Origin of the sequence: Pedobacter sp. N23S346, assembly GCF_048515415.1 — a bacterium.
Lineage (GTDB): Bacteria > Bacteroidota > Bacteroidia > Sphingobacteriales > Sphingobacteriaceae > Pedobacter.
The window spans coordinates 48658-64901 of sequence record NZ_JBLYEE010000018.1 but is presented as its reverse complement, the minus strand read 5'-3'; the positions used below and the strand labels follow the sequence as shown (position 1 = coordinate 64901).

The 16244-nt window shown below is 38.9% G+C and carries 10 protein-coding genes; 1 reads left to right on the top strand and 9 read right to left on the bottom strand.

Annotation, left to right across the window (positions count from 1 at the left end; all coding sequences use genetic code 11):
• Positions 1-37: 37 nt before the first annotated feature.
• Genes ACN1CD_RS21950 through ACN1CD_RS21940 form a run of 3 tightly spaced genes read right to left on the bottom strand, consistent with a single transcriptional unit; the run spans position 38 to position 5839 of the window.
• Positions 38-1096 (bottom strand): LamG domain-containing protein, encoded by a 1059-nt coding sequence (locus ACN1CD_RS21950; protein WP_419132560.1) that lies wholly within the window; start codon positions 1094-1096, stop codon positions 38-40.
• Between the two features lie 11 nt (positions 1097-1107).
• Positions 1108-2565, bottom strand: coding sequence for a RagB/SusD family nutrient uptake outer membrane protein (locus ACN1CD_RS21945; protein WP_419132559.1), 1458 nt, complete (start codon positions 2563-2565; stop codon positions 1108-1110).
• A gap of 4 nt (positions 2566-2569) precedes the next feature.
• Complete coding sequence (locus ACN1CD_RS21940) at positions 2570-5839, bottom strand: SusC/RagA family TonB-linked outer membrane protein (RefSeq protein ID WP_419132558.1); 3270 nt, start codon at positions 5837-5839, stop codon at positions 2570-2572.
• A 304-nt stretch (positions 5840-6143) separates the two neighbouring features.
• Here ACN1CD_RS21940 and ACN1CD_RS21935 point away from each other — a divergent pair, with 304 nt between their 5' ends.
• The gene (locus ACN1CD_RS21935) at positions 6144-6665 is read left to right on the top strand and encodes a Crp/Fnr family transcriptional regulator (RefSeq protein WP_419132557.1); all 522 of its coding nucleotides are present in this window, start codon (positions 6144-6146) and stop codon (positions 6663-6665) included.
• A 364-nt stretch (positions 6666-7029) separates the two neighbouring features.
• Here the strand turns inward: ACN1CD_RS21935 and ACN1CD_RS21930 are convergent, their stop codons facing one another.
• The 6 genes from ACN1CD_RS21930 to ACN1CD_RS21905 form a co-directional block, all read right to left on the bottom strand.
• The gene (locus ACN1CD_RS21930) at positions 7030-9519 is read right to left on the bottom strand and encodes a TonB-dependent receptor domain-containing protein (RefSeq protein WP_419132556.1); all 2490 of its coding nucleotides are present in this window, start codon (positions 9517-9519) and stop codon (positions 7030-7032) included.
• A 3-nt stretch (positions 9520-9522) separates the two neighbouring features.
• On the bottom strand, positions 9523-10650 hold the full coding sequence (locus ACN1CD_RS21925; protein ID WP_419132555.1) for a PepSY-associated TM helix domain-containing protein: 1128 nt from the start codon (positions 10648-10650) through the stop codon (positions 9523-9525).
• Between the two features lie 10 nt (positions 10651-10660).
• Positions 10661-11860 carry a hypothetical protein gene (locus ACN1CD_RS21920; protein ID WP_419132554.1) on the bottom strand — a complete coding sequence of 400 codons (1200 nt, stop codon included), beginning with the start codon at positions 11858-11860 and terminating at the stop codon, positions 10661-10663.
• Between the two features lie 10 nt (positions 11861-11870).
• Positions 11871-14255, bottom strand: a complete 2385-nt coding sequence (locus ACN1CD_RS21915) for a carboxypeptidase-like regulatory domain-containing protein (protein ID WP_419132553.1) — start codon at positions 14253-14255, stop codon at positions 11871-11873.
• 86 nt (positions 14256-14341) lie between these two features.
• Entirely contained in the window at positions 14342-15562 is a 1221-nt protein-coding gene (locus ACN1CD_RS21910; RefSeq protein WP_419132552.1) for a hypothetical protein, read from the bottom strand.
• 3 nt (positions 15563-15565) lie between these two features.
• On the bottom strand, positions 15566-16213 hold the full coding sequence (locus tag ACN1CD_RS21905; protein WP_419132551.1) for a hypothetical protein: 648 nt from the start codon (positions 16211-16213) through the stop codon (positions 15566-15568).
• Between the last annotated feature and the right edge of the window lie 31 nt (positions 16214-16244).

The following is a 16244-nucleotide window of genomic DNA, read 5'->3' as shown; positions in this document are numbered from 1 at the left end:
CCGTGCATCCATTCCTGTTCCTTTATCAAACCAAAAGTTAATCTGGCTTTTCGTTATTATAAATTCGCAACACCTCGTCAGAACTTAGTGCCTTATTATAATATCTGATATCATCAAGAGAACCCCTGAAATAAGCTGCACTCGAAAAATAAAAAGGACTCGAAGTGTCTGTGAAATTCAGAATTCCTTTTGGAAGAATCTGGCCAATTGCAATATTAACTGGTGTAGTTAACCTAAAAGCTGAACCTGCTGCACTTTCGGTTCTGGTTTGAATACCATCTACATAAAATGTAATGGCGCCGTTCCCGGCGGTAACCACCGCATGGTGCCATTTCCCTACTGCCATTTTACCAGGATTACTATCCCTGTCATAAGTGGCAGAGGTAGTTTTTAACGTCATAAAAAGAAAGTTATCAGATTGCAGCTGAAACTTAAATCCATTCCATTTATTCATAGAGATCATATAATTATCTGCAGATGATTCCTTCACATTCACCCATAAACTAATACTAAGTATAGAAGGGTTTAGTGCTGCACTGTATGGAATTTCTATGTAAGCGCCGTTATCAAAGGCGTATGCATTTCCCGCCCGCCCAAAACGGTCTGTGGTGGCAACTGGCAATATTCCTGCATCACGATAGTTGGCTGCTGTACCAATTATTCCAGACATCAGCGTGCCATTATGGCCATTGGCAGTAGCATCTAGTGCATTCCCATTAAAAAGCCATTTGGCAACGAGGTTATCCGCAGCTACTTCTTCAATTTTCCTGGCATTAAAAGCAACTGCAGCCCTGCGTAAATTGGCCAACGCGTTATTCACTTCCTCTTGTGTAAAAGCCCCGGTAGTTACCGATGTGGCCAGATCAAGCGCAGTTTTAAGTTCGGCACGTGCTTGTTTTGGATATTGCCCAATATCATTTCCTTCTGCACTTCCACTATAAACCCGGTTTACAGAATCTGCAAGCTGACTCAAACCTGTTTTATTGGATGCATAATCAGGTAGGTTTGCATCATCTTTACAGGATGAGATGGCTAAAGTGCCCAGGCACACATACAAAAGATATATAAAGGATCGGCTGTTTTTATTAAAATTCATCTTCATTTGCATTAAAGTTTCCCGTTAGCATTCCGCTCATTTTGTGGAATAGGAAAGAATCGGTTGTTTGTATAATTGAAATTAGGGGCGCCTGGTCTGATTGCAGACTCGGCATAAGCTTGTCCGTATCGGATCACATCAAAAAAACGTTGAAATTCAAGTGCCATTTCCGAGCGCCGCTCCCGGCGAATCAGGTCTCTCAACTGCGCCTGGTTCACTACTGTTATGGCAGCAAGCAAATCTGCAGGCGGAGTACCAGTGAAATTTTTACGTGCACGTTCCCTAACCCGGTTAAGGGGCGCGAGTGCTGCCGAAGATTGTCCGGATTCATTTAATGCTTCGGCCTTAATTAATAAAATATCTGCAAAGCGGATGGCCTCATAATTCAGGTTACCATCATTTTTAGTGGTGGTGGGCACTTCACTGATCGGCTGAACATGCTTTTTAGAAAGATAACCTGTAGTAGACCAGGATGGGTCGAAAGTACTATCGAAATATGGCTTTCCTGCTCTTGCTAAGGTGAGGTCAAGTCTGGGATCATTGGCTTCGAAATTATCAACCAAACTTTGAGTTGGAAAAAAGGTACCGGCACCATTTAGTGATCGAGGTGCAAACCAATAATTCAGCGAATTGCCCTGTAATGGCTGAGCACCCCGGGTATGCCAGACAGAAAATATTGCTTCGTTATTATTTTTAGCAGAAGAACTGAAATTGTCACTAAAATTATCAGTCAAAGCATAACCTAAAGCCTCCACTTGTTCACTAAATTGAATGGCTTGGGTAAATTTATTCTGAAAAAGCGAAGCCTTTGCGAGCAAGGCTAATGCGGCACCTTTAGTTGCCCTTCCCTGATCGGTATTAGATTCCCATTTTGCAGGAAGCCCGGCAGCAGCTTCAGTCAGGTCCTTTTCAATTTGCGTATAAACCTGTGCCTGTGGCGATGCTGCCAATGCTGCATCTTCCAGCGTACTCACCTTTAAACGCAAAGGGATATTGCCGTAAAAATTGGTGAGTGTAAAATAGTAATAAGCCCGAAGAAATTTAGCCTGTGCCAGAATCTGCGTTTTTGCGGTTTCGGATACATTGGTATTATCGGCAGTGAGTCCACCTATTACTACGTTACAACGGTTAACCCCGTCATAGTAGCGGCTCCATAATGATTGAACCGCAGCATTTCCTGGCAGAACATTAAACAAATCAATAGCAGTGTAATCTGCCTGTTCGCCTGCGTTGCCACCAATCACCGTATCATCCGAAGCTACATCGCCCAATACCCAAAGTGGATTGGCAGCAGCATCGGTAAAAGTAAGCGGAATATAAGCGGCGTTAACGGCAGTTCTTGCCGTAGCATCATTACTGAATAAATCTGCATCAGAATAATAGCCCAAAGCAGGCTGATCTAAAAATTTCTGGCACCCTGCCACGCAGAACAGGCTTGCCGCAAGGGAAAAGATATATAGTTTTTTCATCAGATTAAAAATTAAGATTAAGCCCAAGTGTATAGATTCTTGCCGAAGGATAGGTACCCCAATCAATCCCGACTGCCCTTACACCATCGCCCTGGCCGTTACTACTGGTGTAGATTTCGGGATCCAGACCTGTGTATTTTGTGAAAGTCAGCAGGTTTTGCCCACTGGCATAAACGCGCATCGAAGCAATTTTTAACGCAGAAAGCACTTTCGGACTTAAGGTATAACCCACCTGCAGATTTTTCAACCTTAAATAAGATCCATCTTCCAGAAATCTTGTTGATGGCCTTTTATTATTGGTTGAGGAAGCAGAGCTCCAGGTGAGGCGTGGAAACTGATTGGTTGTTCCCTCTCCTGTCCAGCTTCCGGTTGCAATTCTTTCAGTAATATTAAAAGCACGATAAAATCCTTCTATATCTGTAGCAACCTGATTGTACAATTTGTTGCCATAAGCCCCCTGAAAAAATACACTCAGATCAAACTGTTTAAATTTTAGATTACCGGTAAACCCATAGGTTAATTTTGGAATCGGACTTCCGGCGAACTGACGGTCATTTTCATCAATCAGCCCATCGCCATTGCTATCTTTATATTTTACATCACCGGGCTGAATCCCTGTACCTTGGTAAGCATGGGTAAATATATCCAGGTTATTTTGGAAAACGCCTTCCATCGGGAGCAGGTAAAATGCACCGATGGGTTGCCCAACAGTGGTAAGCGTGGCATAATATTCATTATCAATCCGGCCGCCAACAATAGGCGAACCCGCTAGCGAAATCACTTTATTTTTTAAAGTTGCCAGGTTTCCAGATACATCAAAACTCCAGTCTTCAGAGATTTTATCCCGATAGGACACCTGAAGTTCAATTCCCTGATTGCGTACTTTTCCGGCGTTTACATAAGGGCTACCGCCACCGCCTGCACTTGGCGGCAATGGGTTGGCAAAAAGAATATCAGCATTATCCCTGATAAAATAATCAGCACTTAATTGCAGTTTATCATCAAAAAAGCCAACATCCATCCCGAAATTAGTTTGCGTGCTGGTTTCCCAGGTAATGTTGCTGTTTCCCCTTGAGGTAAGCGAGTTTCCAATTACTGGTGTTCCACCGAATGGATAAAAGCCTACAAAAGAATTTAAGGAAGTATAGGCATAATTACTAATTTCCTGGTTCCCGGTTTGCCCGATACTTGCACGCAACTTTAACATGGAAAGTTGCTTGAAGTTTTTAAGAAATGCTTCCTGATCCAGTCTCCAACCTACAGATCCGGCATAAAAATTACCATATCGGTTAGCAGGATTTAACCTCGAAGAGCCATCCCTCCGCACGGTAAAGCTGGCCAGGTATTTTTCTGCATATTGATAATCGGCTCGCCCAAACAAAGAGAAAAGCGCCCAACGGGATTCATTTTCTCCATTCTGCTGTACCCCTATCCCGTTATCAAGATATTGAAAACCTTCTGACTGGTTAGGGAATATCGATCTGGATGCAGAAAGGCCATTTGTACGGCTCTTGATATTTTCTGATCCGGCAAGGAAATTAAATGTATGATCTTCACCCAATTTTAAATTATAGGTTAAGGTATTGGTCCAGTTGTAATCCAGCTGATTTGCATTGGAACGCGCTAAACTACCTGGTGAATTTTGAGCACGATCTCCCCAGATTTTGAAGAATTGTTTAAAGTCGGTAATTACTAAAGTTCCACCCAGACTGGTGCGAAATTTCAGACCTTCTAAAATCTTAGCCTCTACAAAAACATTTCCCAACATGCTGTAAGCATTGTAATTACGATCGAAGTTATCTGCATATCCTACCGGATTAAGTCCATCGCCAAAAAAGGCAGGGTTTTCAGGAAGATCTACATAATCGCCATTGGCTTTGAAAACCGGGGTTGCCGGCGTACGGAAAAGGGCGTAACGCATTACACTCGCTCCCTGGTTACCACTGCCAAAACCATCGCCCGAAGCACCAACCTGCTTTGTTCTGGCATAGGAAAGATTAAGATTTAATCCTGTTGAAAATATTTTCGACAAGGTGCTATTTACAGCTGTCCGCAAGTTAAAACGATCATATGCACTGTTATTGATCAACCCATCCTGTTTATAGTAATTTGCTGCAACCAGGTAATTTCCGGTTTCGTTGCCCCCATCTATCGAAAAGTTAGTATTATTAATTAAAGCAGGCTTTAACACTTCTTTTTGCCAGTTAACATCTGGCAAGCCAGCGGCTAAAGACGAAGAGATAGTAGCCCTGCCATCAGCAGTTGCTGCCGCATTAAAAGCTGCGATATATTGTGGCGTATTGGCCATTTTGATGAGATCGCCATGAACCTGAACTCCGGTATATTGGGAAAGACTGAAATGTGATTTGCCCGATCTCCCTTTTTTGGTGGTTATAACTACCACACCATTTGATGCCCTTGCGCCATAAATGGATGCAGAAGATGCATCTTTTAAAATACTGATGCTTTCGATATCTGTTGGCGAGATTTGATTGATCCCCGAAGTGCTTGGAACCCCATCTATTACATAAAGCGGATTGTTGTTATTAATCGTACCAATTCCACGAATCCTAACTGCAATTCCCTCACCAGGGGCACCTGTACCCTGCGTTACAGAAACACCGGCTGCCTTTCCCTGAAGTACCTGATCTACACCACCTACTGGCATATTATCAATATCAGAAGACCTGATTTGTGAAACAGCACCCGTTAAATCTTTCTTTTGCTGACTGGAATATCCGGTGATTACAACGTCATCCAGTTTCTGGCTTGATGGCGTTAAAGTAATGGATATTTCCAGCTGGTTTCCTGGTTTTAATGTTTTAGTGGCATAGCCGATAAACAATACCTGGATTGAACTATTTTTATCTGGAAGATTAATGGCAAACCGTCCGTTTTGATCTGTATTTACTTTGATGGGCTTGCCTATAACCTGTACAACAGCACCAGGAACAGGAATACCTTTTTCATCTTTCACAATCCCCTTCAATACGATAGAAGTCGTATCTGAAACTTTTGAGCCAGAAGTTTTGATTAGGTTACTTTGACCTGCAGGTGCCGGAGTGGCTGTTTTTACAGGAAGAGGATTTGGAGGAACATTAACTGGTGATGTTGGTGTTGCAGGTGTTTTCGGAACTGTATCTGGTGGACTAACGGGCCGGGCTGTACTGTCCGTCTTTCGCCTCAGCGTATCTGGAATGGTTTGACCCTGAGCGCTGGCGGCCAGAATGGATAAGGCTAAAAAAAAGAATTGCCTTTGTAAAGGTAGCTTCATAGAAAGATAGGGAATTAATGAATCTTGATAGTAGCTACTATACAATTTAAAGCCAAAAATGTTTCAGCTTAATCCGTATTTTTTATGTAATTCAGCATTACCTACAGATAATCAGATTTTTAGATAACTCAAAAACTAAGTTTCTGGTGATAAATTTGATTGAAATTGGAGAAAATATCTAATGCTGACACATGAATTACTTGCACAATAAGCCAAATAACAGACAAAAATATCAAGCGACAAATGAGTTCGCATTTTTAAAATATAGATTTGATTTCCTGTATCTTTGAGTATAAATTTACTTATGGATTTACTAGAATTTATCTCTGCTCATCACTTGCAGGAAATAAGCTATCCGGCAAAAACTGTCATACTTCAGGAGGGAGATAAAGCCAGGTTTATTTATTTTGTAAAGAAAGGATGTCTGCGCATGTGGTTAAATAATCATGGTACAGACATCACCACTCAGTTTTTTTTCGAGGGAACTGCAATCGCCAGTTTAGAAAGTCTTCTCAAAGATGAACCTAGCGATTATACGATCGAAACCATAGAACCCTGTTCATTATTCGTAATGTCTAAACAAGAATTTTTGCTTTTAAAAGAAACAGATAAATCATTTAAAATTTGGTTGGATGACATTATTCTCGAACGGTTCTTTTATTATTCAAAACACCTGGTTAGCTATCTTCGAACAAAACCGCAGCAACGTTATAATGAGCTGCTCTGTAAACATCCCGAGATCCTTCAGCGAATACCACAACATTATATAGCCTCCTATCTGGGAATTACTCCGGTTTCACTTAGCCGGATCAGGAGCCGCAAATAAGGTATTTATCGACTATTTATTCCCTCAGGATAAGATCAACTTGCGAAGTTTTGGTAGCCTTTGTTGTGGGAAATACTTCGAAAGTTTTAAGGCACCTTCATCAAAACTTGCGAAATTCTTCTGCGCACAGCCTTTTGAAATTTCGTAAGTTGATAAATGCGAAGTTTTGGTGGCCTTTGTTGTGGGAAATACTTCGAAAATTTTAAGGTACCTTCATCAAACTTGCGAAATTCTTCAGCGCACAGCCTTTTGAAATTTCGTAAGTTGATAAATTATAATTTTTAAACAATTAGAAACACAAAAGCAGCAACGAATAAAACGCTAAACAAAACCAGTAAACATTTGGCAACTTTTTCTAAAGATACTATCCACCACCTTTTATCCTGTTTTGGATATCATCATTTCCCTTTTTCCTTTCTTTAAGATTGAATGGATTTCCAAAACGATAAGAGAATGAGAGCATAATCCTGCGGCTATCCACATTAATATGACTATTCATATCAATATTCTGATATCGGGTTATATGCTTGTATTGACTGGATTGAAAAATATCATTAACCAAAAGCTTTAAACTAGCCTTATCCTTTAAAAGTGATTTCTGAAAGGCAGCAGAAACAGCATAATAAGCCTTTTCAGTCGAAATACCGTATACAGATTTCGAATTAAAATAGGCATTGAGTTCTGCGCTGTAACCTCCACCCAACTTAAACGAATTCTGCGTATTTAAACTAAAGGAAACCTGGGCATTTTCAAATTCTCCAATTTCACCATCACCCTGATAAATATTATTGTAAACGTTTGCAAAATTCGTAGCATTCCACCAATTGAAATAATTCGTTTGTCCGGTAAAACTGATTCCGTAATTCACCAGGCTTTTCAAATTCTCTGGGCGCTCGTAGGTAGTATTAATATTATCTATTTGCCCCGAAACCCAGGTAATCACATCATTGGTTTTACTATAATTTAGTGCTGTAGTATATTTTCCTTTTAATACGTGACTAAATACTATATTCTGGGTAAGCTCTGGCATGAGAGACGGATTTCCTTCATAATATAAAAGTGGATCTCTGAATACCCTGAATGGGTTTAAATCACCATAATCTGGTCGCTGCACCCTTCGGCTGTAAGCCAATTGAAATTGATGATTTTCTCCTGCGGTTTTATTCAGCGCTAAATTTGGAAATAACTGAAAGTAATCTCGTTTTAGTACCGCGCCCGTTGTTACCTGATTGCCCACAGTGTTTGTATATTCTCCCCTTAAACCCAATTGAACCGTAAGCGTTTTAAAGGAGCTATTTAGATTGAGATAAGCTGCATGAATCTGTTCCTCGTATTTAAAATAGTTACTGCTTTGGGCATCATAAACCCAATTGCCATTCATTAAATTTTGGTAAACCAGGTTATTATCAGAGTTGATGTAAGAACTTTTTAAACCACTCTCCAATTTCACCTTCTCTTTAAGCTGATCGGTATAATCTATCTTTGCCACATATACATCTGTTTGGGCCGGTACATAACCCTTTCTATTGCTTAACTGAACTGCCGAAGAAGCCGTGGCAGCAGCATAAGTATCTAAATTTAAACGGGAGGTGAAGCCATTACTGGCAAAATCTAAATCTGCACTGAGTGTCCTGTTTTCCTTTTTAAATTGATGCAGGTAATTCAGGTTATAAGTTAAATTACGCCAACTTTGCTGATCGTAATTGGTTGTGGCCAGATTAGATTGAACTACTCCAGCCTGATCTAAAATGATGTTGTCAGTTTTACTATTGTGCAAATATTTACCAATATTCCCATTAATTAAGAATCCGATTGTATTTTGTTTATCCAAATCTAAATCCATCCCTAAACGGAAGTTATTAGTATTTAGTGGCTCATTTGTTTCTGTATGTTGATTTGAAATCCGATCATAATTACCAGTTACTATTCCACCGTTGTAAAACCTCCTTTTAAAATCTAAATATTCTGTCTCTCCCCTATATGCATAGTTATAGCTTGCATAGATATTGAAACCTGCATTTTTATAATTGAGATTAAAGCCCGATCCGTATCTGGCTTTTCGCCCTGCACCACCGTTAACAGCAATAGAACCATTCATTCCCTTGATTTGATTTTTCTTCATTACTATATTAATGATTCCGGCATTTCCGGCAGCGTCATATTTAGCAGATGGGTTAGCCATAATCTCAATTTTAGAAACAGATGAAGAATTGGTTCCCTTTAACAAAACGCCTAATTCTGACGGGGATAGATAAGTCAGTTTACCATTAATCATCACGTTTACACCCGCCCTGCCTTTTAATGAAATTTTACCTTCGTCGTCTACTTTCACACCTGGCGCCCTTTGCAACAATTCTAACGCAGTATTTCCTTCCGATAAAATGCTATTTTCTACATTGATCGTCATTTTATCTACGCTTTGTTCGATTACCTTTTTTTGAACAGAAATAGTTACCGCATTTAATGTCTGCGCATCCTCTATCAATTTTAGTTTCCCTAAAAACGCTACATGTTTTTGCTCCGTGAGCTGAAAAATTTCAGTTTGATGACTGATAAAGCCCATATTGGAGATCTTTACGCGATACTGTCCACGCGATACATTTGAAAAAGAGAACCGACCCAAAGAATCAGTCAGTGTTCCTTTAATTCCCTTTCCTTCTATATTTTGAAGGGCAACGGATGCAAATTCGACCGGAGAACCACTTTCCATCACAACCAAACCATTTATTGCTGCTTCAGATTGTGCAAACACAGATTTATGGATCAGAAAAAATAAAAACAGTAGAAAAATAACAGGCAATATTCTGCCAACATCAGGTTTTTCACCCGAAGCAATAGTAGAGATTCTCGACATAACTTATGTTTTAAGGGATACTGGATTTTTATGTTTTTTTGTCTTCTTCTTTTTACCCCACCAGATGTAAAAACCTGTTATGGGTAAACTTGCGCAAATTAAGCTGGCAATAAAGAAAAATATCTTGCTTGTAAGGCCGGCAAACGCACCGACATGTAAAGCATAATTTAGCTTGCGTAACTGATCTGGAAATGCTAAGTCTGACAATCTTTTTCCCGCAGATTTAGTTAACTGAAGTGTTGTAGGGTTGAAATATAGATCCCTCCAATGGCCATTAATCATATCAGTACAGGCATAAATAGGCTCTGTAGGTTCATCAGGAAAGGAAATGATGATTTGATCTTTATTATAAAGTGCGAATTCTTTTTGCACCTTTATCCAAACCAGATCTGCATGAGCCAGCATGGTAGAAGGAGCTGCATTGAAAACCTCATGATCAGGCTTATGTGGAACACTATTGCCACCTGCTAACCAGTAAACGCTTTTATTAAACCAAGAAAAGCTCATCATTAAGCCAGTAATGCACATTACCAGAGCCAGCAATAAGGAATAGAAACCAAGTACATTGTGCAAATCATAATTTATACGCTTAAACTTTGCCTTCCATTTTATTTTAAAACTTTGATCCTTCCCTGTTCTATTCCATTTTTTTGGCCACCACAGCACTAATCCTGAGATTAATAAAACGAAGAAAATTAGTGTTGACCATCCAATAACCTGCTTGCCAATTTTATCAGGCAACCAAAGTCTCCTGTGGCCTTCATCAATAAATTCAAAAAAATCTTCATGGTGAACCATGGCTGTAACTTTTGCGGTATAGGGATTTACATACACTACAGAATCAGAATTGATGGTTACCGCAGCAGACTTATTTTCGCCATGGTACCAAACCGAATGAACCTCCTTATCTGGTAATGCTTTTTTAACAGAAAAGTACAATTCAGATGGTGGCAAAATAACTCCCCCGGCCGGCTTTTCGGCAAACAACCAGGGAGAGCTAATATTTTTTATTTCCTGCTCCAAAACCAATATGCAGCCCGTTATTCCTAAAATAACAATTACAATACCCGAGGCTAAACCAAGCCAAAGGTGAAGCCATGCATTTAATTTTTTGAGCGATTTAAAGAACATTCTTTATCTGCTATTTGAATTTAACCAATTTAGTTAACCCATTCACGCCGTCTAATTTAGCTCCCCTAACAACAGTTCCAGAAGTTAAGTTGTAAGCATAAATATAATACCCTTCTGCAGTTAATGCCCCAATATAGGCTACATCGCCATCTAACAATACGTTTGCCGAATAAGGATTTGGAATACTCTTAGGGATGTTAAGTTTTGTTTTCGTTTTATTCACTACATCTATCAAATAATAATCAGCAATGTATTTTCCGCTATAGTCTTGCCAGGTAGAAATTTGGGCCTTATCAAAAATCTTAACAATTGCTTTTCCGTTTCCTAAATAAAACAAATCGGTTGCTTCTTCTTTTGTTCTATCTGTAAGTTCGAACTGATAATTTGCATCAATTGCTGTTGCACCATTAGCTACACGGTAAATTGAAAAAGAACCACCTGTTTCTCCTGCAATCCAGATTGTTGGTGCATTAATGAAATAAGCGTAACCACCATCAATAAATGTTCCTGGTGAATTTAGTGTATAATGTGCCGGTTGATTAAAACGCGTATCTTTAGTGATAGTAACAGCGCTCACATTTGGGAACTCCATTGAAGCCAAATAAACCTCTTTTAATGGCAGAGAAGTACTTTCATTAGTCAGGTTATAACTGATATAAAGTTTATTACCCATAAAAACTGCAGAATTTCCCCAATAATAATATCCGGCTATCGGTTTAGGAATATTGATATTTCCTGAAGCCGTGATGGTCATCGTTTCTACATTCAGCGTAGCATATTCAAATTGCAAGGCTTCTTTCATGCTAAACAACACTAAGGTTTTTTCATCTTTCCAGGCATAAAAACTGGAATAATAAGCCCAACTAATTTGAGTGAATGGAATTTCTTTGATTACCTGATTAACCTTATTACTTGAAGTAAACTTGATAAGATTCCCTGCATCATTTGTTCCATAAAAATATTCGCCACGCTGCGTGATAATACTAGTAGTAGTTTCAGCACCATTACCTGCTGTTGTTAAAGTACCTGAATTAAGAATTGTAGTATTTAATATGTAGGTTGCTGCTGGTGTGCCAGCGTTAACTACTAACCCATAATTTTTTTCAGTAACTTCTTCTGCTGTTGGCGAACTTTTCTTACAGGCTGAAAAAGCAATTATCGCGATAGCGACTAAAGACAAAAGAGATTGTTTTTTAAGTGTTGTAAACATGATTGTAAATTTATTTAATGAAATAACGGAGTTTGATAAATGCAGAGCGTCCTGGTTTTTGTAATCTGAAATTGTCATATAAGAGTTCGTTAGTGAAGTTATTTACCTCGGCTGAGATGTTGTATCGCCCATTCGCCATACTGTAAGCCAATGCGATGTTGTGAGAAAACTGAGTCTGAATCTTATTTTTCGATTCGATACTTCCCCTGCTTTCCCAGTTTAAGTAAAACCAATTTACAAACTGGCTCGATAGACTTAGTTGTAACCGTGTTCCCGGTTCCCAAATATCATTTTGACCAATTTCGAGATTGGCATTTGCATATAACCACGGCTGATTTGGCACCCTGTCGCCATAAGTCATATCCAATACCGTAGTATTTGGCTCGTAAAGTTGCTGACTTATAGCTTTTTGATAAGTACCATTTACACTGAAATTTAATAATGTTGCATAGCGATACAGGAGTTCTAGTTCCACACCATTAATTTTCGCGCCTGCGAGATTGTTATAAACTGAGTAAACACCGCCACTGGGAATAAAGTAAATAAAGTCTTTAGCATTCCTGTAGAAATAAGCACTTTCAATCCCTAAGCTGTGTTTTTCATTGATCTGGAGGTTATAGTATGCACCGAAATTGATGTTATCACTATTTTCTGGCTTAAGATTGATATTGGCTGTTACATCAATTCCATTCCCAAACAATTCATCACCTTCTTGTAACCGATAAGCATGTTCATACGAGAACTTTACACCTGCAGCCTCGCTAATGCGGTATCTGCTGGCGATACCATATCCAAAATAGTTATTTGAAATTTCCGAGTCGGTTTTTACATAAGTTTGATTCTGCGAAAAAACGGCATTTCGAACCAGAGAACTAAGCGAATAAAACTTACCGAACACAGATGTGGTTAGTTGCTTATTAAAAGCATTATTTTGATAGGCAAGACCAGCAACCTGTTTGGCTATGGTATTGGGTTCATCAAAAGTATTCGTTTTGATAAGGCCTAAATCTTCCGTTGCCTGTCGGGCAAAGTGGCTGTAGTTATAATTCAGGTTTAAGCTATGGTTAGGGTTGATTTCATAACTAAAATTTGCCCTTGCCAAACTAGATATATTTCTATAATGGTAAATACTTTTTATGCCATAAAGCTCGCCAGAAATAGGCTCTGCTCTTCCTCGTCCACCCCAGGAATAGACATAATTTGCCGTATCAGGTACAGTAGATCTCATGATTGATGTGGAAGCAAAAAGCGTTGCCGTTAAACCATTTGTTAGAAAATTGCTTTTCTTATATTTAATAGATGGCATAAAGAACTTTTCACGGTTCGTAACCTCTCCTATTACTTTATTTTGGTTAGCTCCGGTTTGTATTTCCTTGTACATATCCGAATAAAGGAAATTTACCTCGAATTGATCAGCCCACGATTTATTGGTAAAGCCAATACCTACCTGCCCCATCGTAGAACGATAAGCACTATGAAATCTCCTCACATCTCTTTCCACAAGCTCGTTATTTTCGACCACTTTAATTGCAGCATCATATTCAGGATTACTGCGCATCAAATAATCATTATCTGATGAATTATGAAAACCATTAAAAGTAAATGTCAGCCCTGTTTTTTTGTCTTTGTACTTACCCGAAAGTGCAGCCCTAAGCGTGTTGAACGAGCCATAACTCACACTAGCATCCAGATATTTCGAAACAGATTGATTGGTAACGATGTTCACTGCACCACCAAGGGCATCGGCTCCCAACTCTACCGGAACAACACCTTTATACACCTCAATACGTTCGGCCAGATTTACTGGAATGTTATTTAATCCCAACGAACTTCCAAAAGACTCCATTGGTATTCCATCAATAAAAAAACGAATCTGACGTCCTGAAAGGCCATTTAACGTAAAGTTGAAATCAGACCCTAAGCCACCATTTTCCCTGACTTTAACGCCTGTACTTTTATTAAGGATTTGATTAAGATCGGCACTGGTATTCTGAAATGCCTTAAGGTCTATCACGTTTACGGTAAAGCCAGATTGCTTGAGTTCAGTTGCTGTCGTTCTCCCCTGAACTTCTACATTCTGTAAACTGTTATCATCAGGCAGAAGAGAAACATTTAAGGCAAAAGGCTTTCGGGAAACCAAATTAATCTCCTGACTTTTAGACTGATAACCAACAAAAGATATCACAATGGTGTAACGTCCGGGATTGATGGCAGATAGTTTAAAAAATCCGTTCACATCGGTCGTTGCCCCAACCTTTGTACCTTTCAAAGAAATTGATGCGCCACTTATAGCCGTTGTTTGATCAGTTATATAACCATTTATCTCTGCTGTTTGCTGAGCAAGAACTGTGGTGGAGAGAAATAGGAAAAAGAGTAAAAATTTTAATCGATACATTATTTTAATATTGTGCATTTACAAGGGAGTAGCACAACTTTCATTTTTCCGAAGGTGGAAAATGAAAAAAAATTAAAAAAATGAAATTAGTTCGTCAACCTATCAATCCGCATGATGAAATCGGTATCACCAGCAAGTTGTAAGCCCTTTTTTAAAGTACCCGTTTTGATGTTATACAGCCAGATAAAATTGCCTTCCGTAGTAGAATTTACGGAGATATAAGCAGTGTTACCTTCTACAATTACGCATTCTCTCCTGGTGCCTTTATCTAAAGGAAGATTAAGTTTTTTGGCAGATTGAGTTTGTAAATCGATGATGTAAAACTCAAAGTGTGCAGTACTGTAGTGATCATTTAAATCTTTATAAAGATCTTTTCTCTCGGCCCTGATAATTGCTTTATTCCCACCCAAATACCACATGCCGTAAGCATGATTTTTTAGTTTTGCAGAAATATCAAAGAAATAATGCTGATCAATGCGATCTTCGTTTGTTTTAATTCGAAATATTCCCGTCGGCATTTCCGGCCGGTTTCCTAACGCAATACCAGGGCAAGACATGAAATAATAGTCTGAATGCTGATCTACAAAACCATAAGATTGAATGGTATTTTGTCCACCGGGATAAGTTGACCTGACATCCTTCTCCGTTTTTATCTTTTTCATTACCGGATAAGCAATTTCGGCTACATAAAAAGTATCGCTGGTAAAATAGTTAGATATGCCTTGGGGAGCATGATAAGTATAACCGACAAATAGCTGGTTTTTTCGCTTCTCTACAAAACCAATAGATTGTGTACTAAATTTACCTGAAGGATGATCTGTCTGAAGATTCCCCGCAGCAATAACTTTCATTGTTTTGATCTCAATTAAAGCATATTTGGTTTGGTTATAACCAGATAAGTTCAAACCTGTAAGCAATAAAGTATCCTGATTTACCCAATTGAAATTTTCAATGGAAAAATCTTTTAAAGTCAATGCACCACTCGTTTTGAGTAGACCAGACTCAATAAAAAATTTCGAGAATAAAGCAGTTTTACGATTAAGATGATAGAAAAACCCATTCTTCACAAAAACATCTCTGTCCATATCTTTTCCATCCAAAACTACGCCGCTGGCTTCTGGCTTGATTATTCCATGCTCTAACGTATTTTGAGTTAATAAATATTCTTTGCCATCCTTCGCTAAAATGTAGAGGCTGTATTTTGCCTGATGATCAGATTTTGATTTACAGCCATAACCCATCGCAAGAAAGGCAATTATTACCAGTTTAATCGCTAGGTTGCGCGGAATCAGGGTAGAGTATGCCATAAATTAAATTCCGAACTGAGTAGTAATTTGCTGTTGCATGACTGGAGGCATATCTAAAAGGTTTTTTTCGCTGATTACAATTACACCTTTTTTGCCATTGCTATTTTTTAGAATAATATAAGTCTGGCCCTTTTTCAAAACGGTAGGCTGCTCAAGGCCATGAGCAATAGAGATATCACGTTTTGGTGAAATCAGAATGCTTCCGGTTAAGTCTATAGCTCCATCTACACTACTAATTTTGGCAATGGTATTTGGCCCAACCGAAGCGCTGTAACCTTGCTCATCAATGTGCTTTACCTGATGGCTTGAAGTATTAATAAAAGATATTGATGCTGTGGTCTGTACGTTGTTTGGTGTAAAAAACATATAAGCTAAACTTCCTAAAATAACCATAAATAATGTGGCTGCAATAGCACCTATCCACATAAAATACATTTTAGTTTTTAAATGTAATGGTTTAGCTTCGGGAGGTATAATAGATCTGATCTCCTGCCACATTTCCTTTTTAAGCATCTCTTTGTCATCTGGCAAACCATCCAGATCCAACTCATCAACATCTTCATTAAAGAGCCATTCCTCTACCTGTTTCCGCTCTTCTGGCGTACAGCTATTTGAATGGTATCTTTCTAAAAGTTCGTTGTTAATGCTCATATTGAATAATATCCGCCTAAAAAAGATGGGA